Source organism: Okeania sp., from assembly GCF_035285525.1.
Lineage (GTDB): Bacteria > Cyanobacteriota > Cyanobacteriia > Cyanobacteriales > Microcoleaceae > Trichodesmium.
This window is the reverse complement of the sequence record NZ_JAYKGW010000104.1, coordinates 24,982-49,120: the sequence shown is the minus strand read 5'-3', so window position 1 is coordinate 49,120 and position 24,139 is coordinate 24,982. Positions and strand designations below refer to the sequence as shown.

The window sequence follows — 24,139 nt, the reverse complement described above, 5'->3', positions numbered from 1 at the left end:
CAAACATTTTTGCTAACCTTTTCTTGCTTCTTCTTTATGATTATTTCTACCAAATTTAACATCTTGAAAAGAACTACCCACACCTTGAATAATACCTCTTCCAACTAAACCTATACCACGCCCAACTACTTGAGTCAATAAATAGACAACTCCACTGCCAATAAAAGAAACAGTTGCCCTAATACCAGGAGCTATTGCATCACGAGTTTCTAACAGTAAAGTTACTATCAATGGAACTCCTGAAAGTTTGATTAATTCATGTCTACGAGATGAATAAATAGATATTTTTTTAATCCCAAGTTCATTCAAAACAAATAAAGAAAATTTACTCTCAAAAATTGCTTTTGGCTCTGTAATATATTGTTCTATACGATATTTCCAAGATAAGCTGTTCCGAAATTTTTCAATATCTCGTGTTGATAATAATTGCTGACTATAAAAGTCTTCTTTAACTTCTTCTACATCAGCAAAATTATTTAATAAAGGTTGAATTACAGCATTAGCAATTGAAATTAATAAATTTTGGAGTAAAACTTCAGACCGTTCCATTGCTTCAACAGTACCCACTTCAAAAGATACATTATCAATTACCAAAGGAACTTCAAACAATAAATAGGAAATTAACTCTTCAACTAAAGGAATTTTATCAAGAATAAACTTATGCACATTATCACTATCATTTAACAAAACTGGAATTACCTCTACTTTAACTGGTTCCGTAAAATAATTAGCAATTCCAATACCATTGCTAATTTCTAATTGATAATATTCACCTACAAAAAAATTGCTAGTAAATTCCCACAAATTATGTACAATATCATATCTTTGTTTAGGAATTTCTTCCATCCGAATAGAAGTAGTCCTCAGCTCATCTAGAATATCTTCAAACTTACATAAAGCTATATAAATTAATTCTTGCTTCTTAGAACCTCGCAAAATATCAATTTCCATTGGTAATCCACTGAGGTTAATTAAATTAGGATGTAATTTAGCTATAGTTGCCTCAAATAATGTTGTTTGTAAATTTATAGCTTCAGTGGTGGTAGACGAAACAAGTTCTGAATTTATTGCCAGTAAATTTTTCCTATTATTATTGACAGAATTAACGATTTGTTCTGTTTTTAATTCTGTCATGTTTTGCCAGTTTGCATCGACAAAATTATATCTATTTATTTCTGTTATTTGCTGTTGCTTATCCCTATTAACAGACTTAGGTGACAACTGACTAATTATCCATCTAACTGTTAATAATTCTCGGCGCTGCCCAGAAGTTATTGCTACATTTAATAGAGAACTTAAATCATTTCTATCTAATTTTTTTACTCTCTCATTAAGTTGAGATGTTACTTCTAAAAGAGAAGAATCTATTTGTTTTAACCCTGACTTACAAAAGCTCTCCAAAAGAGTATTGAAAAATTTTTTGGTTTCAACCTTTAAACCTGAACTTTTAGGTCGAGCTTTTTTTTGTATAGTTTCAATTTCCGGAATATTTTGCCAAGAAAACTGACCATCTGCGACTTGTCTAATAACAATTACTAAATCAGAAATACTAATTCCTTTGAGACAATAACCATTAACACCTAACTTTTGTGCTAACCTTAATAATAATGTATCCTGTAAAGACGTCAATAATAATATTGATAAATCAGGATAAGAAGTTTTAAGCTGTTGGCAAAAGTCAATTCCAGAAATTGTCATTTCCTCTGTATTTTGAGGAAGTAAATTATTAGTTTCTATATCTAGAATTACCAAAAAATTATTCTCTTCTGAAATTAAACTTTCAATCTTGCTTAAAGTTTCCGCTCCTACTTCTGCATCAAATACTATTTCTAAATCAGGAAAATGCTCACAAGAAAATTTTAACCCCATCCGAAAGATAGGGTCATTATCAATGAGTAGCAATTTTAATGCCGATTTACTATTCATAAATTAGTTTTTGGTTGATATATTAATCCTATTTTAAAGGAACAGGGAACTTCAATAATGGATAATTAATAATTACCTCTCCCTAAAAGGAAGAAGATTGAATAAAAGGAAAAAAATTATTTTTTTCCCTTTTTAAAGAGGAGGCTTCAAGGCGGTAATTATTTAATTAGGTCTGCTGAAAAAAAGCATGAAAGCACTATTTAATAAAGGTTTCAGCCTTTTTTAGTCCGGAAAAAGTACCAGATTTTAGGTCTTGAAATCTAAAAAGTCTAATATTTTTGGCTAATTGTGATAGAAAATCAAAAAATAATTCTTCCTCCTACCTCTTCTGTAATGACTATTCCTTCTGGATTCTGGATTCACCGATTCTGGTTCCTCCCCCCTACTAAAAGACTGAAGAAGCGCAAACCCTAATTATTTAATTATTAATTCTTTGGTAAGTATTCAGCTATTAGCTATTAGCTTTTGCCAAAATTAAGCAAATTTAAGGTTGAACGATCAAGAATTTCATTTGGTGTGACAGTGAGTTAATAACTAAATAACTCATAGCTGTTAACAAAGTTCCGACCCAGGAAACTAGCTAATAACTGACGGCTATCTGCGCAGCATTCTGGAGGAAATGCTTACCAGAAAACAAAAGTTTAAGTTTTTTTTATCTACATTTTTAATCGGTAATAAAAAATAAAAGTTAAATTCAAAGATTAAGGAAATTTTGAATTTAACTTTTAACATTAACAAATTTATCTAAGAAGTTTGTGGAGGTGCAAAATAATATTGAGGACTCGCGGTTAGTTAAAATTAGCCTTGTGGACTTGGAGAATAATATTGAGGATTAGAATCTTGCTGATAATATTGTTCTTGAGCTCGTTGGTATTCTTCCTGTTTTCTAGCTTCCTCAGCTTGTTTTGCTGCCCGTATCGCATTTAATTCAGACTCCCAGCGGTATATAGCATCTTGAGCTTCATAATAAAGAGCGCGTCCATAGCCAATCTGATAAGCTTTATTAATAGCAGCACTTAGACTACCTTGATTAGCCAAACTATAAGCTGTATTAAGAATCGGTCTATCTTGAGCAATTTGTAATTCTGTATTCCATTTATAAATTTCATCCTGAGCTTCGCCATACAAAGCACGACCCTCTTTAATATTATACGCTACATCAATAGCCTTCTCCAGTTTTCCTTCTTCCGCCAAAGTTCTAGCTTCTGCTATAATTGGTGAATCTTCAATAATCTGTACTCGTTTAATCCATTCAGCTATCAAAGTTTGAGCTTCTATTCTCAGGGGATGCTCCAAAGGAACATAACTAGCTTGCTTAATTGCTAAATTATACTCATCAACAGTCTCCTGTTTAGCTAATTGTTTAGCCAAAACCACATAAGGTCTATCTTCTATCTTAAGAATATCTTTGCGCCACTTCGCAATTAAAGTTTGAGCTTCGATCCGCCTTGGTTGTTTCTGGCCAATCATTCCAGCTTGGTCTATGGCCAATCTTAATGTGAAAGGTTGACCCATACCACCTACCGCTTTAGCTAGCTGAATACGAGTTAAATCATCTAGCTGTTGTTGAAGTTGCTTAATTTGAGCTTGAGCTTGTTGATAATATGGACTATTTGAGGTAATCTGAGTCGCTGCTGCTTTTCCTTCCATCAAAGCTAGTATATTAGCAGTGTTAGACTTTTCCTCAGGACTGTTCCAAGTTGCTGCTAAAGAATGACCTAGTAATATTAAATCTTCCCCTTGTTTTTTCAGTTTATGCTCTGAAGGAATAAACCCAACGGCTGATATTGCTCCCTTTAGGTCTTCTTCTTCTATATTTTTCGTAGCAATTTCGATTAAGGTACTAACCCACTTTTGAATATTTTGATCGACTTCGTTTCTAATGTAGAGATTGGGGTCTATATTGTTAGCTACAGCGATCGCTTCTCCGTACTCATCTGCCGTCTCCCAGTATATCAAATCACGAGCGTCTTTAAGCATTTGCCAACCCTTTTTTTCTAGGACAATGCGCTCTAATAATTCTCTATGTTTAGTAGTTTGCCAATAAACGTTATCCAGTTTTGACATAGCCAATGAGTAATCAGAAGCTTTATCCCAATTTATTGCTTTTATAGCTTCTATAGCTTTATCATAAAAAGATTGACCTTCTGCCCATTGTGTTTTCCAATTAGCTTTTGCTTCTTCTACCCTAACGTAAGCTGGACTATCTTTCGGAATTTTCCCTACTGTATCTAGTGCCCCCTGTAAATCACCTTCTCGAATCTTTTCCTCAGCAACAGAGATAATTAACTTGGTCCATTCTCCGGTCATTTGTTGACCTATTTGATAGAGGGGATGTTCTTCTGACCAATCTTTGACTAAACTTAAGGCTTTTTCTAGTTCTTCTAAATTTCGTGACTCAGCAGCTTTGTTAGCGCAGTAGAGTCGCTTTCCATCTGGTGATAATAGAGAAATATTTTCACAGTTTGGTTGGGGAGGGTTAACTAGCAACCATATAAGTGCTGCACCACCTGTAATTCCAAAACTAGCTGCAACACTCCACCACATTAGTTGAAATCCCCAATAACTTTTCTCCTTCTTGTGAGATGGAGATGCTGTTGATTTTTGGGAGTTTTTTTCCGGTTCAACTTCTAAATCATTGTTTGGTTTTTCCTCTGAAGGTTGTGAATTAGTATTCACTGCTTTTCTTTCTACTATGGAACTACTACTGTGGCCGTTATCTCCATTTTTAGAAGTTGTATTGGAACTTACTTCCAACTTTTTTGGTTGTGAATTTTCTAATGACATAACAAAATTTACTCTACTAACTATTAGTAATAACTTTTCAGTCGATGACGATAAGAGTGCTTAACTAACTCTTTTTGTTTTTTTTCATCACCTAGAATGCTTTTAATACCTCCGAAAGAAAATTTCAACTTGGGATATTCAAGTATGGTTATGGAGGTTTACAGGTTAAGGGTTTGCTATTTCAAATCAGAAGTATTAACTATTTTTGTAAGCATTTAGCTATTAGCATTCAGCATTCAGAAATAAAAATCTCCTCCTTAAGGTTGAGATTTAAAAGAATATAAACTTGGAAACTGAATTTTGTAGTTCAGATAAAATTTCTGATTGATCGGGAACCGTATCATAAAGCTTTTATCGAAAACTAAAAGCACTCTTCTGATGGCTGATAGCTGAAGGATGTTTTTGCACCATTCCGTAGGAAATGATTACCTATTTTTTTATATATAGCAAATTTACCTACATGTGAGAAAGTGATTTTTTTTGAGTATTGGATAATCTTAAAATAATTGAGTTAAATGTTTTTCAGCCAAAACTATTTAGTTTTTTTGGTTCTATTGTAATAGATATATGTTTATTATAAATTATTCTTAAATTGGATTACTGATTATTTTTTCAAGACTATGCTGTTATACTTTTTGGTAAAAAAATTACTTATCTCTGATTTTTCACCCTTTTTGTGACTAATGGTCAGAATTGACCAGGAAATTTCATATTATAGCAATAATAAATATGTTGCGGGTAATCAAAAACTAGAAATAAACTCCGAAAGTCTTATACCAATTACCATGCATTAATGCCATACCTGAGCTAGACTTCAAAAGTCAATATTTACCAAGACTAAAAGTCTGTTTTTACCAATGATGAGTTGGTTAGTAATTATTTTTTCTACTTTTCCTCTCCCGACAGGAACTACAGGAACCAAACTTCCCCATCCAATCAGATATAACATTCTTTTTGAGAAAGGGTATTACCCATTGCCCATTGCCGACCTACCGAAAAGGAGTGAGATTTTTATACAAAAATAAAATAGAATTGCTATATAGTCAATAATTAATGATTTTGTATTTGTATTTTAATTTTCTCTAGCAATAAATAAACATTCACAATTTTTTCTGTATCTTAACAGTTTATATGAGAGTGAAATTCACAAATAGTTCCATATAAAAACCACTTAGTATCTATAAAATTAGGTAGGGAGATGTAGTAATCAAGAGATGGTGCATAATGGGGCTATTGTTCTACTTTTTTCTCTTATTTATTTATAAATGCGAGGGGATTTAATCAGCAAACCCTATTCTATTTCTGGATATCCTGACTTCCTATCCAGGGATGAGTTTAGAGTAGCTCTTGAGATTATAGAACTGCCACCAAGAAATCCTTAAATGTCTATAAACTCATCTTCTTTCCTTGCCTTTTTATTGAGTCTGAAGGTGTTATTCTCTTGTTTGAGAGTGAGAATAACTTAATATTGACCAGGAGTGAAAATTATGGTAAGCATACCATCATTCAAGGGAACTTACGAACAAAATACTTTGAATTTATCATCCACAGCGACAGAAATAACATCAATTTGGAATAGTAAATCCTTACCCACAACACCCCTATTCGGTACAGATGGCATCCGGGGCAAAGCAGGAGAACTACTCAACGCCCCTCTAGCCCTAAAAATAGGTTTTTGGGCTGGACAAGTATTGCGCCAATATTCTCAAAATCCTGGCCCAGTAGTTATGGGTCAAGATTCCAGAAACTCTGGCAATATGCTAGGAATGGCTCTATCAGCAGGTTTAACCGCAGCAGGTTTAGAAGTTTGGAATTTAGGTTTATGCCCTACCCCCTGCGTTGCTTATCTGACTGGCATTTCCGAAACAATAGGGGGAGTAATGATTTCTGCTAGTCATAACCCACCAGAAGATAATGGAATCAAATTTTTTGGCTCTGATGGAACAAAACTCTCTTCAGAATTACAGAAACAGATAGAATCTGGAATTAGAGGCACAGCAGATTTTCCCACCATCCACAGTAACTGGGGACAATATTACCATAGACCCGAATTAGTCAAAAAGTATCAAGCATCCCTATATTCCCCTTTAACTCCTGGGCATTTCCAGGGAATGAAAATAGTTCTCGACTTAGCTTGGGGAGCAGCAGTTCATACTGCCCCAGAAGTTTTTCAGACAATGGGGGCAGAAATTATTACTTTGCATGACGAACCAGACGGCGAGCGCATCAATGTCAACTGTGGTTCTACCCATCTTCATACTCTCCAAGAAGCAGTAATAGAAAACAAAGCTGATATAGGATTTGCCTTTGATGGAGATGCAGACCGAGTATTAGCAGTAGATTCCCAAGGTCGTTCCATTAATGGAGATTATATACTCTATCTCTGGGGCCAAAGTTTAAGTAAAGCTGGACTATTACCAGAAAACATAATAGTAACCACAGTTATGGCTAATTTAGGTTTTGAACGTGCTTGGGAAAAACAGGGTGGAAAAATATTACGGACAAAAGTAGGAGACCAATACGTTTATAGAGAAATGCAGCGCACAGGGTCCATGTTAGGCGGAGAACAGTCAGGACATATTCTCTGTCCCCATTATGGAATGACAGGAGATGGCCTAATGACAGCCCTGCATTTAGCCACCCTAGTCAAAAATTCTGGAGTTTCTTTAGCAGAATTAGTAGACCAAAGCTTTCAAACCTATCCCCAACTACTCCAAAATGTCCGAGTTGAAGACCGCGATCGCCGAGTCAACTGGCAAAAGTGCGAACCATTAGTCAAAGCCATAGAAGAAGCAGAAACAGCTTTAGCAGATTTTGGGCGGGTTTTAGTCCGAGCCTCTGGCACAGAGCCAGTAATTCGAGTTATGGTAGAGGCAATAAATGCTGAACTAGCAGACTCTTGGACAGAGAACTTAGTTTTAGCAGTCCAGCAACATCTAGCTTAAAAAAGCGCTCAACAAAATTATTTTTTTGAAGTTTAGAAGGAGATTTTAACCCCTCCTAAACAATATTGCACTTGTGGTTGGAGGGAATTTTGATCCTAATCGGTAAATCCTGAAGTTGATAGCTCAGAGCTAAACGCTAATAGCTAAAAATTGTGAAAAACAACGAAGGATTTATCCTAAAAACCCGGTTTCTTTGCGTAAGTCCTGAAACTGAGGGCTGAGAGCTGAATGCTAATAGCTAGTTAAAACTGACTCAAAAATGCCGACCAAAAAAAAGTCTAAAAAGAAATCAAAAAAGAAAGGCAAACCTGCGGCTCCCCAAATTAGCAAAAAAGAGCTAGCTGCCAGAAAGCGCCAACGAGCCAAACAAATTCAGGAATTGATTGGTTCTTTGGTTACTTATGGTGGTATAGGAGTTGTGATAGGCATTGTATTATTTTTCGTCGCAGAACCTAAAATAGCTCTTGCTGGTGGTGGTGGTATAGCAGTTTTAGCTCTTTCCTATAAATATCCGATGTTAGGGCTGTGGGGATTTATGATTTATATGCCCTTTGCAGGCACTGTTACTTATTGGATCGGTGGTGGAAGCCCAATATTTCAGTTAGCCAAAGATGGGTTTTATGTTCCGGCAATTATTGCTATTGGTTTGTGGTGTAAAAATACAAAAAATCCATTCATTATTCCCAAGGCAATGAAAAATCCCCTGTATATTTTACTGGGGTTTTGTCTAGTCACTCTACTTTTAGTTAATGGTTCTCAACAACTTAACCCTCCCATACCAGGAGATAAAGCAATTCCTATGGGAATATTAGGACTCAAAGCAATGATTGGCTACTTACCTCTAATTACAGGGGCTTATTATAAACTCAAAAGTAAAAAAGAGTTATTATTTGCTGCCCGTTTGACAGTAATTCTAGCTATTGTGTGTTGTTTGCTTGGTGTGGTGCAGTATCAATTCCTTTCCTCTGGAAAGTGTAACGGTACTAGGGGTAAAAGTGGAGACGACCTATTTAAAGCAACCTTAGAAGCTAAATGCTTGGTAGGAGGTGCCCTACTATTTAGCCCTAGTGAGGGTGTGATTCGTTTACCTGGTACTTTTGTTGCACCTTGGCAATGGGCATGGTTCTTGATTTCTAATGCTGCCTTTACTTTTGCAGTTGCTTTTAGCGATCCCTCTGGCCTCTGGCGAATAGCTGGTTTATTTGGAATGGCAGTAGTTTTTGTTAATGCAGCTATTAGCGGTCAAAGAATTGCTCTAGCTCTGGTTCCCGCCGTAACAATAATACTCTTAGTTTTAACAGGTCAGGTAACAAACCTCAAACGGTTTCTTCCTATTGGTATTGGACTAGGTGTTCTACTGGGAGGGATAGTAGTATCTAATCCTGCAGTTGTTCAAGAACGGATAGATAGTTTTGTTGGTCGCTGGGAAGCTTCACCACCCACTGCTTTTATTACCCAACAATTTGAGGAGTCTAATCATGCACAAGACGGAATTTTTGGTGCTGGTTTGGGGAGAGCTACTAACTCAGCTCGAGCTTTTGGTAAAACTAGGTTAATTGAAACTTATTATCCTAAATTAATCTATGAAGTAGGGCCTATAGGTACAATTGCAATGTTAGTCCTATTAACAAGTATTACTGTTAGTGGTTTTAAAGCTTATCGCTCAGTTAAAGATAAAAACCTGCGCAGTTTGGGTGCAAGCTATTGGGTTTTTGTTCTAATTATTAGTTATAACACCTATTATTACCCTCTTGATGTAGACCCAGTTGCGGTTTATTATTGGTATTTTGCCGGAGTGATTTTTAGGATTCCAGAAATTGATAAACAGGAACAGAAAAAACTTCAAGAAGCTGAGGAAAATTGAGTTTATTTGTAAGCATTAAGCGTGCAACTTCCTAGAGGCATTAAATTTACTTCCGCAGATAGGTTATTTCAGTTATCAGTTATCAGTAGAGAGTGAACTTCGACTAAAGTCGGAGGCTTGAAATATTCTAGTGTTATAACTTGACGTGCGGAACGCGGGTTAAAAGGGGAGACACATACCCTCATTTTTTGGTAAAATTAGAAATAAATAACTGCAATTTGCCATTTTTTAGAGGAGAATTAGAAAGATGATATGGGAATAAATTCTATATTTAAACTAAAAATAATTCGGATTTTATTTTTATTCTTAGTAGGTTTATGTACAACAATTTCCATATTTTTTGATTTGGAAACATGGTTAATTGTTAACTTTGAAGCAGATAAAATTCCTATATTTGGTTTCCATAATATTATTAACACTCAAAATCAAAAAAGTAGCTATGGTCTTGATTATAAAAAACAAGATTTAGCCGAATTTCTAGAATACTTGGTTCGTGAAAATTACTGGTTTCTAGATACTGATCAACTTTATAATTATTTTTTAACTAACTCTCAGCCTATCCCCACTGAAAAGATAGGTCAAAAGGCGATTCTGCTAACTTTTGATGATGGATATAAAAATATTAATACTAATGTACTACCAATTTTAGAATATCTAGATCAAAAATATAATCAAAAAGTTAAAGTAGTTTTGTTTGTTAACCCGGAAACGATGAAAAATCCTAAAAAAATCAAGAAATATATAAGTTGTGAAGAATTAAAAATAGGAATCAATAAAGGATATTATGATGTTCAATCTCATGGTTTTAGTCATAAAAGACTCACAGAACTAAATTCCCCAGAGTTAAAAATAGAATTAGAAGCTGCTCAACAAGTTTTAAGAGAATGTACAAAAGAACTGGATAATAACCAAACAATTGCTACTCATCTAGCATATCCCTATAATGACTCTAATTCCCAGGTAGAAAATTATACATCTAAATACTATGTTTCCGGCTACTTATACAATCATCAAATTTTAAAATTAGGGTGGGGGAAAAATAATTATAAATTACCTCGGATCAAAGTAGATAGAAATACAACACCTAGTAGATTAATAGAAATAGCAGAAATATCTTCTTCTGTCAAAAAGGAAGAAAGAAGATTTTTAGGCTGGCGTCATTTTAATATCTTTCTGAATTATCTATAGCATTTAGCTATCACTATTTGATTCGTGTATAAAATTTTATTGCTTTTAGGGAATAGGGAACACTTAACTGGTAAGAGTTACGGTTCCTGAGAAATCAGTTTTTTTATCTATTTTTTGATTTGTTGCAACCTATTTAAGATTGCTATATCAGTTATTAAATGATTATCACACTGAAAGAGCAATTAATCTACAAGGAGAATTTAAACTTATGTTTGCCTACCATTTCGCAGGAAATAAAAAGGTCACTAGCTAACCTTAATTGTTTGGTTATTTCAAAAGCTATTGGTGACAAATTAATTCCGCAGAAAAATCTGAATGCTTACACTTGTATTAATTATTTTATATAACTAAAATGTCTAGTAACAATCCTAGCAATAAAAATCGATTGTATTGGGTCGATTATACTAAAGGTTTAGCAATTTTAGGTGTTATTTTATTTCATTTTTTTCAAAACTACCCCAAGGAAATTAATCTGATTAGTATATTAGATAGAGCTGGTGCTAAAGTGGGATATGCAGCTGTAGATATATTCTTTGTAATGGCGGGATTTACTACTAGCTACATTCTCTTGTTAAAAAATCAAAAAAATAACTCTGAGCAACTAGAAGTAAATTGGAAAGATTGGGTACTCAAAAGAATTAATCGAATTTATCCAGGCTATATATTAGCTGTTGTTTTAAGTTTATTGCTATATTATTTTTTCGGAAACAGAAATATACAGCTAAATTTTAATCTACTATTAAGTATTATTGGTCTAGCAGGTTATAAATTTCAGGCAATTAATCCGGGGTTTTGGTTTTTTACAGTTATTTTAGAAGCTTATCTGGTTATTCCCCTAATATTTATTATTTGCAATAGTCAGCCAGCCAAAATTCTGTGGTTAGGAATCATTGGCGGAGTTATAACTAAAATAGCTTGCATTTTAATAGATAATAAATCTCAAGTTTATTGGTATCTATTACAAAATGATTTCTTAGGTAGTTATTTTTTTCAGTTGTGCTTAGGATTATATTGGGGTATTATCTTCTGGAAAAAATCTACTTTTAGAAAGATAGATTATACTGTAGTTACAGGAGTTTTTACTACAGGATTAGTTGTTTATTTATCAATGACATGGCAAAAAATAGATATTATCTATATGGAAGGATTTGATATTCTGTTTACTCCCTTCTTTTTTATAGCTTGTTATTTGATTTTTGAATTATTGAGTAAACAACAAAAAAAAATACGCTATATCTTAGAATTACTATCATTACTAGGTATCTACTCATACCAAATATATCTTATACATCAACCTCTATACTTTGTTTTATTCGGTCCCCTAACAAAAACTTTTGATGTTGAACCATATTTAAAAGTAGTTATTGTGATGATAATAACAATGGTTTTACTAACATTTTATTTATTTACCTTCATATTCTTGGAAAACTTTTTCTGGAAGCAGGTTTTGGAGAAAAAAAATTAGCAAATATAAATCAAATTAAACTCAACTTCAAAGGATAGTAGACTATGAATTTACCATCAATTTCTGTTGTTATTCCTACCTATAATCGGGAGGAACCTCTAGTTGATACGATCGCTGATGTTATTAAACAAGATTACCCTAATTTTGAAGTTTTGGTAGTTGACCAAACGGCGACTCATAAACCAGAAACTCAAGCTTATTTGGATGAACAAGCTAATGCTGGCAAAATTAAATTATTTGGTCTGACTTGGGCAAGTTTACCAGGAGCGAGAAATTATGCGGTCAGACATTGTAGTGGGGAAATAATAATTTTTATTGATGATGATGTACGCTTGGAAAAGGGATTTTTAGCTGCTCATGCTCGTAACTATGTTCGCCCAGAAATAGGAGCAGTAGCAGGACGAGTATTTGACCGAATGAAATTAGGAGATTCGGGTGGAGAGTTGGAAATAGAGAATTTACCTCCAGAAGCTTTTGACCCTGGTATTGCTTGGTATCATATAGATTTGGTGCATACAGTTAAACCTCAAAGAGTCATTTCCGCAAGAGGTTGTAATATGTCTTATCGTCGAGAAATTTTTACTAAGTATGGTCTGAGTTTTGATGAGCGGTTTCGGGGTAGTGCAGTACGGGAAGAGTCAGATTTTTGTTTGAGGTTACGACAAACTGATTATCATATTTGGTTCGATCCAGAAGCTTCTTTAGTTCACTTGGGTGAAGAAAGTGGAGGTTGCCATGATATTTCTACAAGGTCGCTCAAATATCAAGTTACTTTCTATCACAATCACTTTTTTATGGGATTAAAAAATCTGACTTTTAATCAATGTCTGCGTTTCTTTGGTAAGTTATTTGATTGTCATGTTTTGGGGAATCCTCCTTGTTATAAAAGTGGTTCTCCTATTAAAATAATTACTCGTGGAAGTTTCTATACTCTTGGTTTTCTTAGTGCTATGCAAACAAGAATTCAATCTCTTTGGGATGACGGGCAAATTTATACAAGGGAACAGGGAGTAGGAAATAGGAAATAGGGAATAGGGAATAGATAACAGGGGTGAATAATTGATAACTTTCGAATAATAAAGGAGTAAATCTACCCCTAACCCTTCCCTGAAGGAGAACTTAGGAGAAATAGGAGTTATAGAGGAGTAGGGATGTTGCATGCAATGTCCGTATAGAAAAATTGTCTTTTAATTTTTCTCTTAAGGGTGAGCTTTTTGTCCTAACTTTTTTCACCTTTTTGACCTAAAAGCTGTTACTTTTTTCCAACAAACAAGTTGCTAAAACTTTTATCTATAAAGACTTTTATATTTAATCAGCCAGCCCTAGATAAAGTCAAAAATTAGCAGTAGGTAAAAACTTGATCTACAATGTCTGTATCGAAGTCAAAGTATCAAGAACTAACACGCTATTTATTATGAGATTTATTAATCCAAAAACAGATTATGCTTTCAAAAAAATCTTTAGCTCTAAGGAAAGTAAAAATATTCTGATTAGTTTTCTGAATGCAATGCTCTATAAAGGTGAAAATACTATCCATGACTTAGAATTTAGTCATACTTATGAACCTGGAGCGATCGCTCTTTTCAAAGATTCATTTTTAGATGTGAAGGTTACTCTTGATAATGGTTCGATAGTCATTATTGAAATGCAGGTATTAAATGTAGAAGGTTTCAATAAAAGAATTCCTTACTATGCAGCTAAAGTTTATGTTAATCAACTTAAAAGAGGGCAAATTTATGATGATTTACAACCTGTAATTTCTCTAACTATTACTGATTTTACCATGTTTGAAGATACTGAAAAAATTATTAACCGCTTTGTCTTCAAAGAATGGGATGATTCTTTTCTTTACCCAGATAGCTACTTAGAAATGTTTTTTGTGGAGTTACCTAAGTTTAAAAAAAAGTTAGCAGATTTAGAAAGTCTTACGGATAAATGGCTTTACTTTTTGAAACACACTAATAATTTGGAAATAGTACCAGAATCAATGGGAATAGTTCCGGAAATTAATCATGCTTTTAGTATTGCTAATGAGTCTAATTTAAGTCCAGTAGAATTAGAACGATTAGAAGGTCAAGAGCGATTTATTCTTGACCGAAAAGGAGCGATTGCTTTTAGTCGTAATCAAGGTAAAAGAGAAGGTCGTGAAGAAGGTAAAAGAGAAGGTCGTGAAGAAGGTAAAAGGGAAGGTCGTGAAGAAGGTAAAAGGGAATTAATTATAAGTTTATTAGAGCGTTTATTGGGCGAGATTGATATTAATATAAAAGAACTTTTTCATCAATTATCAAGTCTAGAACTAGAAGAATTAAGTAAGGCAATGTTAAACTTCAAAAATATATCCGATTTATTAGCTTGGTTAGACCAAACTAAAAACAATTAATAATTAATAATTGGATTTTTTCCAAAGATTAACTATCCCTAAGAAATGAAGTTATAAAATTTTATCTAACGGGGTTTGGTCTCCAAACCCAAACCAAGTTTGCCAAGGATTAAAATCTGTGGGTTTTTAACTAAAGTCATCTTTAGATGATTAAACTATCTATACCGTTTTTTTTGTATAGCAATCCTAAGTAAGTTGTAAAATTTTATCTAACTGGATTTGGTCTCCAAACCCGGTTTTTTCTTCAGTATTATCACATTAGTTTTTTTCAGGAATTAGACAAAAATAACTATGAAAATATTAATAGCTAGCCACACTTATATTGTTGACCTTAATCGGGAAAAGTTACGGGCTTTAGCTCAACTTGAACCGGGTATTGAAGTTACGGTTGTTGTACCCCGTCGCTGGAATCCAAAAGGAGTACAAAGCCAAATAGTTGAAACCCAATTTCTTGATGAGGGTTCTTTTAAAGTAGTACCTATTTCTAATTTCAGTGAAAATAATCAAGCTTTACTAACTTTTGGTCTCGATCTAGTTAGTTTGCTCCGGGAATTTAAGCCAGATATTATTCAAGTAGAACAGGGTTCTAAGGCTTTAACTTATGCTCAGTTTATTACTTTTAAGAAACTTTTAGGACTGAAGGCAAAAAGTTTATTTTTTACTTGGTGGAATTTACCTTATACTCTCAAATTTCCTATTTCTTTGCTGGAAAATTATAACCTCAAAAATACTGATGGAATTGTGGCTGGAAATAAAGATGGAGAAGATATTTTAAGAGATAGAGGTTACAAAGGTCCGATTAAAGTGATGCCTCAGTTAGGTGTAGATGAAACTCTATTTAAACCAGAACCTCAAGTAGAATTAAAGGATAATTTAGGAATTAAACCTGATGATTTTGTGGTCGGTTTTGTGGGTCGTTTTGTTGAGGAAAAAGGTTTATTAACTCTGACTAAATCTTTAGCAGCTTTACAGGAAAAAAATTGGAAATGGTTATTATTGGGTAGAGGTGAATTAAAAGAAACTTTGTTAGAAACTGCAACAAAATTAGGCATTAAAGACCGCTTAATTTTTGTAGAAAGTGTACCTCACGACCATGTACAAAAATATATTAATCTGATGAATACTTTGGTTTTACCATCAGAAACTACTTATAGGTTTAAAACTTTAACTTCTGTTGGCTGGAAAGAACAATTTGGTCATGTTTTAATTGAGGCAATGGCTTGTAAAGTTCCGGTAATAGGTTCTGATTCTGGGGAAATTCCTCATGTAATTGGAGATGCTGGTTTGGTTTTTTCAGAGGGTAATGTTGAGGAATTAAGAGATCGTTTAATGCAGTTGATGGAACAAAAAGAATTAGCTGAAAGTTTAGGGGAAAAAGGTTATGAAAAGGCAATGAATCAGTATACAAATAAGGCTTTAGCTAGGCAATTATTAAGTTTTTATCAGGAGTTGGTGTAGTTTTAAGAATGAAGAAAGAAGAAGGAATAAGTTTGACAGCAGATTTCGGGGAATTGAGCAGCTCAAAAGCAGGTATTTTTTTCGACCTAAAAAGGATAAAATTTTTATTAAATACTACTTTGATATTTAATCATCCAGCCCTAAATAGGTTGCGAAAAATCAAAAAGTAGATAAAAAAAACTAAGACTATTATCAGTTAAGTTTTCCCTAAAAGGAGTAAGATTTTTAGACACAAATAAAATAGGATTTTTATAATGGTAAAGTATGAATATATAGAATGTAAAAACCCCAATGGTAATCATCGAATGGCTTATACTCAATGGGGTAATCCTGAGAATAATCAGGTGTTAATTTGTGTTCATGGTTTTAGTCGTACAGGGAGAGATTTTGACTATTTAGCTGCTACTTTGTCAGAAAAATATCGGATTATTTGCCCGGATATAGTAGGGAGAGGGAAAAGCGATCGCTTATCTAATTCTTCTGATTATGGTTTACCTCTTTATATCTCAGATATGCTGACTTTAATTAATCAATTAAATCTCAGTAACATTGATTGGATAGGAACATCAATGGGTGGTTTAATTGGAATGTTTATTGCCTCCCAAAAAAATTCTCTAATTAACAGATTAGTTATGAATGATATTGGAGCTGAGATTGTTTCTGAAAGTTTAAAACGTTGGGCAAAAAAATATTTAACTCAAGGAAACTTTGATTTTGAGAATTTGAATCAAGTAACAGAATATGTGAGAGAATTTTATTCCGATTATGGTGCTTTAACTGATTCAGAATGGGAACATATAGCTAAATATACTGTTAAAAATACTTCTGAAGGTAAATATAAATTACACTATGATTTGTCTATTATAGATATTTTTAGAGTTAGTACAGGTGAACTTAAACCAGTTGATTTTTGGGAAACTTGGTCATCAGTAAATTGTCCTGTATTATTGTTACATGGTGAAGAATCTTATCTATTATTGCCAGAAACTATCGAGAAAATGCAATCTATTCATCCTCAAATAACTATAAAGCATTTTCCTTGTGGTCATAACCCACCTTTATTATCAACAGACCAAATAGAAGCGATCGCTAACTGGTTGAGTTGAAAAATTTTTGGTAATTAGAACTTACACAGAAACAACTAGGTTACTCAAAGAAATTTCCCATAAAACTAAGACTAAAAAACAATAATAAATACAATAAACTTAGTTTTTTGTTTAGCTGTATAAACCATGATATGATTAATATTTTTAGTGCAATTTCTATTTATAAAGAAAATATTAAATTTCTATCATCATGTATCAAAAAGGTTTAAAAAGTACCTAAATCTAACCCTATGGGGGTTAAGGACTGGGTTATTTAACCTATCTATAGTTAAAAAATCACGTTAACATTGAAACCACAAAAACAGGAGACTCCTGAGATGAAATCAATATTAGTATGGGCAATTTCAGTGCTATTAGCATTGACTTGTTTTGGTATTAATCCAACTATAGCTGCTGCTCAAGAACAGGTTATAGTAATTGAAAATGACATAGAAGATGATGGTGAATGGACTGTAAACTCAGAGCAACACTTCTTCCCTGATGGAGCTGAGGGTTGTAAAGCGACTGCTGGTTCAAAAACACTAGGAATGGCTAATAGTTTCCCTGAATATGGAGGAAAAGCTTTTGTTAATTTCGATTTTCCTTTACTTGCTGGTGACTATACTATAACTATTGATGTCTGTAACTTCGATGGACCTAAAGATCAAAACGGAGTATCAGCGGAGCTTGCTCATGCTGATTATATTGGCTTGACTGTGGGAGGAGATAAGGATAATACTGGTACATTACTTACTACTGCTATTGAAACATCTAGTTTAAAGCCTCGTGTTACATGGGGAGAAACAAAGGAATGGTCTTTTAACTATACTTTTGCTGACAACGATCCTAACTTAGGAGCTAAGATTGGCTTTTTAATAGATACCCCAGCGAAGGGTGAGTTCAGAAATATGAGTTTTGATAACCTCAAGATTAAAATAACTACTAAAAGCTAAGACTAACCACAAATCTAATCAAAGCGCTCAAGTCGCTTAAATGGTTAGTCCAGCCTACTTAGCAATAAGTAAATGTTCTGATCGGTAACAATACGTCGTATTGGCGTGACCAGTTCCGACCTAAGAGTGTTTAGCATTTAACAGGTAAAGAGTTAATCGCCAGTTAAAAATATTATCGCTCTAACTTCTTCAAATAGGGCGATCTTTTTTTTGTCTCTCCAATATTAACTTCTTTCCAAAGTACAATATTGATGGCAAAGAAAATTTTGTTTCCCAAAAAACAAAATTGAGTAATGTTCTAAACTTATTTCATTATTACTCCCTACCTCCTCACTTATTAATTATAGCTTGAGTCGCAAAATTTTCATTCCTTGTTGGAGACAAAACTCTTGCTTTTAAAATTGCTGCTCCTAAAAAAGCATAAGAAACTACTCCTACAAATGCTAAAAGAAATATATTTAAAACTCCAGAAGCATTCCATAAAGCATGAAGAATAGAAGCAGTAAAATACCCAACTCCTAAAATTAACCAACTATTGCGTCGTCTTAAAACACTTAATCCTATAAAATAACCAAAATAACCACTATAAGCTATATGTCCAGCAACTGACCCTAAAATTCTGGGAATTAATAATTGTAATCCTACCAATTCACCAGCACCTACTCCTAATTGTAAACTGGCACTATCCACAATACTCGGAACATACTGCCCTAGAGTTTCTAATAAAGTAAATCCTATTGCGGAAGCTGTTCCTAATAAAATTCCATCTAGAGGTTCCCAAACTCCTATTTTTTGTCGCCAGGGAGAATGTAAACTACGACCTATTAATAATGCTAAAAACACAGGTAATGCTTTCAGTAATTCTTCCATTAATCCGGCTCCGAAGAACATTCTAATTAGAAAATCTATAAACCCTACTTGCTGAGGATTTACTGATACATTCCCAGGAAGTATTGTCCGAAATACTTCTAGAAAAACTGTGAGAATTGGACTTAATAAAATTAAAACAGTTGTTAAAGCCGCTCCAAATAATATCCACCAAGGTTTTTGTTTACCACAAAGTTGATAAATAAAATAATAAGCTCCACTAGCAATGTAAGTTGCTAAAAGTAAATTAAAAGCCCCTGTTTTACCCACTGTTAAAAACATTAAAACCACAAAAATTACAGTGATAATACCTGGATAAAGATAAGCTTTTTTTACCAATTGTTTTCCTGTAGAAGCAATCGGAAATAATTGCGTTAAAGTTATCACATCAGTCTCTTCAACTTCAGCACTGGCGACAGGATTGATAGGGGGTGAATTAAGGTTTGCTGATGGTAATACTGATATGGTTGATTGTTCGGTCGATTGATTATCAAAGATAAATTCTGGTCCATTATTGCCCAAGCGAATCAGATCGCCTACCCTTAAAATTTGGGAGCCTTGTACTTTTTGTCCATTAATATAAGTACCGTTGGCACTATTGAGATCGCAAATTTCCCATTTGATCCCATTGGTTGTACTTTGCTCAGTATTGAGACGAATTATTGCATGGCGTCGAGAAACCATTTTATAGGTTTCTGTATCTAACAGTATTTGACAAGTGGGGTCTCGTCCTAGTATCATCTCTTCTGTCTCAGATAGATACTTCTTTATGAGTTCTTTGTTAGATAACTTGTTTGTAGACAGTTGTCGCAAAAATGCCATTTTTTCAGATAGTTAGTGGTTTTTTTTTCAGGGAACACTTAACAGGGAACAGTTTTTTTTAGGCAATAGGCAATAGTTTTTTCCGGGAACACTTAACTGGGAACAGGGAACAGTACCGATTCCTGAAACTAAGTGCTTAAGCAAAATTAATTAATTGTGCATTAACTTCTAAATCTGTCAAACTTAGAGACGAAATTATATATAAATAGTTTTGCCCTACTATTTAGAAGTTGGAAAAAATGAGCAATTGTCAATGGAAAATTATTCATTATCGTGGAATTTTTTACTGATTTGCTTTAGCGTCTTGAATGGCTAAATAAAAAAGTAAAGCTGCTAGAGGTATGCTTAAACTGAGAATTACCCCTGTTACTAAACTACCTAGCTCTGGTTCTCCAGAGGATAACTCAAAAATAGAGCCAACTGCAGCGATCGCTGCTACACAAGACCCACCCAGAAATAAAGTTGATTTAGGAGTTCCTACCATATTTTTTGTCCAAATTTACAAATTTATTTATAGCCATAAGAAATCACATCTGTAGAAAAAACAGGACCCATAAACCCGGTTTCTTAAAGAAACCGGGTTTCTTTAGGCCGGGGATTACTATTTAAGTTTTCTCTAGGGAATAGTCCAAGACCCATAAACCTGGTTTCTTTGGCACGGGGATTACTATACTGAAGTATTTAGATTTAAGTAATAGATTTAACTGCTTTGGCAGAAAACTTATGTTTAGCTAACTCTTCATTAAGTGCCAATTTATTTTCTACTCTGTCTACAAAAAGGACTCCTTGAAGATGATCCATTTCATGCTGGATTGCCCTAGATAATAATTCTTTAGCCTGAAGAGTTTGAGGACGGCCATTTTCATCTTTATAAGCAACTTGAATAACTGAGGGACGTTTAACATCTAAATAAACCCCTGGAATACTCAAACATCCTTCTTGGAACACACAAATATCATTGCTGTATTTTTTAATTGTAGGATTAATCAAAACTAGAGGGGGGGTAGCAGAATTATCTGGCTCACAATCAATCACAATAACTTGTTTTTGGACAGCCACTTGGGGTGCAGCTAGACCAATACCATCAGCACTATACATAGTTTGGAGCATTTCTCGTATCAATTGCCTAATATCATCATCTACTTTAGCAACTCGCTTGGCTGACTGACGTAAAGAGCGATCGCCCAAATAATGTATTTCTAAGGGCGGATTCTTTAGTTTTTCTTTATTAACTGTAACTTGAACTTGAGAATTCATAAAATTTTAATTTACTAAAATCGCTACATCTTGATTTTTTATAGGTATTTTTTTACCTCTTACTTTTATTCTAATAGAAAAAATCTAGTTTCTGTGCATAAACACTGAGACAAATTGTTAATTAGAATTTATCTAGAAACCTGGTTGCTCAAAGAAATTTCCGGGTTTGAACAAAAATAATCAGGGTAATAAACCCAGTTTCTTAATTTTTTGCCTAAATCTTGACCATTCTTGAGTAATAATTATTAAGTGCATCGTTACAGAGAAATAGTATTCGTTCATCAGCAAAATTAATTATATATCCTGTTGACTCCCTGTTTTATGTTATCTATTTCCTTTCTTAACTTATAATAAAGTATTTGACCAAAAAATAAGGTCTCCAGCCTTCCCTTTCCAGGGGATGAAAAAATGCTATGAATAATAATCATAACTATTCTCCAACTAATAATCCTAATTCTAGTCCTACATTAGAAAGTCTAAATGATACCCAGGAAGCAATTACTCCTGTAAAAACAACAGCGATAGACCAGTTAAATTTCATTGATAACGAAATAGAACAAATGCTGCCCGCTTCTAGCAAACACAATAGTTTAGCGGAAAATCAAAAGGATAGAAGACTAGGAAATAAATTAGCATCTATTATTGCCCTAGCAGCGATCGCAATTATGATTCTAGGATTAGCTATAGATAATGTACTACTTGGTTATACCAGTGCTATTGTCACGATGGTAGCTTCAATCCGAATGATTTGGCCTAGTTGGGGTAAAGTCTGGAAGACTATGATTCCCCCAGCTTGGCGGGATCTAGTTATTGCCTGTTTTGGTATCTTGGCAGCAATAGTCGGTTTGCTGATGTTAAGTGGGGCAAACGGGGAAGTTGGTAGTCGGAATATCCAGATTAACTGGGATGCTATTGGAGCAGTAGGGGAACTGATTGGTGCGTTGGGTCAAATTTTAATTGCTATTATTGCTGTATATGTAGCTTGGCGACAATATGTTATTTCTAAAGATTTAACTATTCAACAAAACCGCATTACTCAACAACAAACTATTGATGCTTACTTTCAAGGGGTTTCTGAGTTAGCAATGGATGAAAAAGGTTTTTTGGAAGATTGGCCACAGGAACGGGCGATCGCTGAAGGTCGTACAGCAGCTATTATTAAAAGTGTGGATGGTGAGGGGAAAGCCAAAATACTTAGGTTTTTATCTCAATCTAGACTGCTGACACCTATTAAGCGCGATCGCTTATTAGGTCGTCCCATATTTGATGGTCAAGGTGGTTATGCTGAAGATCGGGAACATGGTACTCGTGTTATTGATTTAGGAGTAATGTTAGCTGGTGCTGAGTTAAGTAAAACAGATTTGCGCTGGACAGAATTAAGTGATGCTAATCTGGTGAGAGCTAACCTTGAGGGTTGCGATCTGGTAAAGGCTAATTTTTCGCGTACTATTTTATATGAAGCAAGTTTGATAGGTGCTGATTTGAGGGGAGCAAGATTTTTCTATGGTACTGCTGAAAGTGCTACTCCTCGCGGTCGCACTCATGTACCTAACTATCAGACTGGTACTTACACTGGTGCTGTGGTGGAAAATGTTAACTTTACTGGAGTTAAGCGGTTATCTGAGGAACAACGTTATTATTGTTGTGCTTGGTCTGGAGAAAAAAGTAGAAAAACTATTCCAGGTGGTTGTGAAGGTATTCCAAATAAGTTAGGACGTTAATGGAAGGCAGAAGCCAGAAGCCAGAAGCCAGAAGGGAAAAGGTTTTTTTATCACTGATTATCCGGACATGATATCACAATATAGTTATCCGGACTTACGGAGACGAACCCAGAAACCCGGTTGATCGCAGAAACCGGGTTTCTTTGCGTAAGTCTTGTTTATAGCATCTGTAGGGGCGTTTTCGTATAGGGAATGCTCCGCTTTTCATGTCGCGCATTTATAACACAAAACCCATTGACTTTAATACTTCTCTTAGTCGCTTTGCTTCAATAGGATTATATTTTTCATGCAAACTAATAGCTTTTCCAAACGCTTCTAAACTTTCTGATACTTGACCAACTTTGAACAATACAACTCCCAAATTTTGATAAGCTTCTGCATAGTTAGCATCAATTTGAATTGCTTTTTGATAGGAGGCGATCGCTTCTGTAAACCAACCCATTTCTTTTAATACCATACCTCGATTATAATAACCAATTTTAAAATTAGGATCTATCTGTAAAGCAATTTCAAAGTTAATTTTGGCTGCCTCTAAATTTCCTTCTTCTTTCAGTAAACTACCTAAATTATTGTATGCTCCTAACTTCAATTTAGGCAAAATATTTAACTCAGTTGCTATTTGATAATGATGCTTTGCCATTTCTGTTGCTTGCTTTTGTCGATAAGCAATTCCTAAATGGTAATTTAGCTCATACAAAACAGTTTTATCTACTTCTAAATCTTGCAAACCTCGAAACAATAATTCCATTCCTTTTTCTCTTTCACCAACTTCTAAATATAAAGCTCCTAACTTACTACAAACATAAGCATCATTAGGATTATTTTTGATAAAACTTTCCATTGCTGCCTTGGCTCTTTCCAGTTTATTTTTAGAAGTAATTTCTCCTTTTTGATAACCTTCATGTAAAACTGCTATTTCTGGCAATGAACCTATTTGCCAATCAGGTTGTTTTGCTAAAATATCAGAAATACTATCATCAACTATGGCATGATAAGGTCGGGAAAATTTTATCTCTGGATGATTTCTAAAGAGACGAGAAACTAAAGAATAAGGAGACTGTTTTGCCCCTATTTCTTCTCTAATTAAATTAATTAAAATGTGGTGATTGCTTTGAATAGCTTCTCTAATATATGGAGCTATTTTTGGTGATAAATATTCATCAGCATCTAATACTAAAACCCAATCACCTGTAACATATTTCAAAGCTTCATTCCGTGCTGCTGCAAAATCATTACACCATTCAAAATAATGTACTTTGGCATCAAACTCTTTAGCTATTTCTGGAGTTCTATCTGTGGAACCTGTATCTAAAACAACTATTTCATCTACCACATTTTTCACACTTGCCAAACATTTTGGCAAATTTTTTTCCTCATTTTTAACAATAATGCAAAAAGTTAAATTCATATTAAGGAGTAGG

General features: G+C 34.0%; 17 protein-coding genes. 10 read left to right on the top strand and 7 right to left on the bottom strand.

Translation table 11 applies throughout. The features are described 5' to 3' along the window. Positions 1 to 12: 12 nt before the first annotated feature. The 3 genes from VKJ25_RS09845 to VKJ25_RS09835 form a co-directional block, all read right to left on the bottom strand. Positions 13 to 1,926, bottom strand: a complete 1,914-nt coding sequence (locus tag VKJ25_RS09845) for a DUF3685 domain-containing protein (RefSeq protein ID WP_324236454.1) — start codon at positions 1,924 to 1,926, stop codon at positions 13 to 15. Between the two features lie 798 nt (positions 1,927 to 2,724). Continuing rightward, positions 2,725 to 4,713 carry a hypothetical protein gene (locus VKJ25_RS09840; protein ID WP_324236453.1) on the bottom strand — a complete coding sequence of 663 codons (1,989 nt, stop codon included), beginning with the start codon at positions 4,711 to 4,713 and terminating at the stop codon, positions 2,725 to 2,727. A gap of 814 nt (positions 4,714 to 5,527) precedes the next feature. Further along, positions 5,528 to 5,662 (bottom strand): hypothetical protein, encoded by a 135-nt coding sequence (locus VKJ25_RS09835; RefSeq protein WP_324236452.1) that lies wholly within the window; start codon positions 5,660 to 5,662, stop codon positions 5,528 to 5,530. Between the two features lie 538 nt (positions 5,663 to 6,200). Here VKJ25_RS09835 and glmM point away from each other — a divergent pair. The 9 genes from glmM (at position 6,201) to VKJ25_RS09790 (ending at position 18,051) form a co-directional block, all read left to right on the top strand. Further along, a complete protein-coding gene (gene glmM / locus VKJ25_RS09830; RefSeq protein ID WP_324236451.1) occupies positions 6,201 to 7,658 on the top strand; it encodes a phosphoglucosamine mutase in 1,458 nt (485 codons plus the stop codon). Positions 7,659 to 7,917: 259 nt separating this feature from the next. Then, positions 7,918 to 9,522, top strand: coding sequence for a hormogonium polysaccharide biosynthesis protein HpsL (hpsL, locus tag VKJ25_RS09825; RefSeq protein WP_324236450.1), 1,605 nt, complete (start codon positions 7,918 to 7,920; stop codon positions 9,520 to 9,522). 252 nt (positions 9,523 to 9,774) lie between these two features. Beyond that, entirely contained in the window at positions 9,775 to 10,710 is a 936-nt protein-coding gene (locus VKJ25_RS09820) for a polysaccharide deacetylase family protein (protein ID WP_324236449.1), read from the top strand. A 352-nt stretch (positions 10,711 to 11,062) separates the two neighbouring features. Continuing rightward, positions 11,063 to 12,175, top strand: a complete 1,113-nt coding sequence (locus tag VKJ25_RS09815; protein ID WP_324236448.1) for an acyltransferase family protein — start codon at positions 11,063 to 11,065, stop codon at positions 12,173 to 12,175. A gap of 44 nt (positions 12,176 to 12,219) precedes the next feature. After that, positions 12,220 to 13,203 carry a hormogonium polysaccharide biosynthesis glycosyltransferase HpsN gene (gene hpsN / locus VKJ25_RS09810; protein ID WP_324236447.1) on the top strand — a complete coding sequence of 328 codons (984 nt, stop codon included), beginning with the start codon at positions 12,220 to 12,222 and terminating at the stop codon, positions 13,201 to 13,203. 386 nt (positions 13,204 to 13,589) lie between these two features. Further along, complete coding sequence (locus VKJ25_RS09805) at positions 13,590 to 14,555, top strand: Rpn family recombination-promoting nuclease/putative transposase (RefSeq protein ID WP_324236446.1); 966 nt, start codon at positions 13,590 to 13,592, stop codon at positions 14,553 to 14,555. A gap of 291 nt (positions 14,556 to 14,846) precedes the next feature. After that, complete coding sequence (gene hpsO, locus VKJ25_RS09800; RefSeq protein ID WP_324236445.1) at positions 14,847 to 16,013, top strand: hormogonium polysaccharide biosynthesis glycosyltransferase HpsO; 1,167 nt, start codon at positions 14,847 to 14,849, stop codon at positions 16,011 to 16,013. 254 nt (positions 16,014 to 16,267) lie between these two features. Continuing rightward, positions 16,268 to 17,119: an alpha/beta fold hydrolase gene (locus VKJ25_RS09795; RefSeq protein WP_324236444.1), complete on the top strand. Its 852-nt coding sequence runs from the start codon at positions 16,268 to 16,270 to the stop codon at positions 17,117 to 17,119. 317 nt (positions 17,120 to 17,436) lie between these two features. Then, entirely contained in the window at positions 17,437 to 18,051 is a 615-nt protein-coding gene (locus tag VKJ25_RS09790) for a hypothetical protein (RefSeq protein ID WP_324236443.1), read from the top strand. 330 nt (positions 18,052 to 18,381) lie between these two features. Here VKJ25_RS09790 and VKJ25_RS09785 read toward each other — a convergent pair whose 3' ends face one another. From VKJ25_RS09785 to def, 3 genes are all read right to left on the bottom strand, one after another. Continuing rightward, on the bottom strand, positions 18,382 to 19,740 hold the full coding sequence (locus tag VKJ25_RS09785; RefSeq protein WP_324236442.1) for a PrsW family glutamic-type intramembrane protease: 1,359 nt from the start codon (positions 19,738 to 19,740) through the stop codon (positions 18,382 to 18,384). Between the two features lie 283 nt (positions 19,741 to 20,023). Then, positions 20,024 to 20,224 (bottom strand): hypothetical protein, encoded by a 201-nt coding sequence (locus VKJ25_RS09780; protein WP_324236441.1) that lies wholly within the window; start codon positions 20,222 to 20,224, stop codon positions 20,024 to 20,026. Between the two features lie 203 nt (positions 20,225 to 20,427). Then, complete coding sequence (def, locus tag VKJ25_RS09775; RefSeq protein WP_324236440.1) at positions 20,428 to 20,997, bottom strand: peptide deformylase; 570 nt, start codon at positions 20,995 to 20,997, stop codon at positions 20,428 to 20,430. 413 nt (positions 20,998 to 21,410) lie between these two features. Between def and VKJ25_RS09770 the strand changes: the two genes are divergently transcribed. Continuing rightward, positions 21,411 to 22,718 (top strand): pentapeptide repeat-containing protein, encoded by a 1,308-nt coding sequence (locus VKJ25_RS09770; protein ID WP_324236439.1) that lies wholly within the window; start codon positions 21,411 to 21,413, stop codon positions 22,716 to 22,718. 217 nt (positions 22,719 to 22,935) lie between these two features. On the opposite strand, the gene VKJ25_RS09765 is transcribed toward VKJ25_RS09770, so the two are convergent. Beyond that, positions 22,936 to 24,126 carry a glycosyltransferase gene (locus tag VKJ25_RS09765; RefSeq protein WP_324236438.1) on the bottom strand — a complete coding sequence of 397 codons (1,191 nt, stop codon included), beginning with the start codon at positions 24,124 to 24,126 and terminating at the stop codon, positions 22,936 to 22,938. Positions 24,127 to 24,139: the final 13 nt, after the last annotated feature.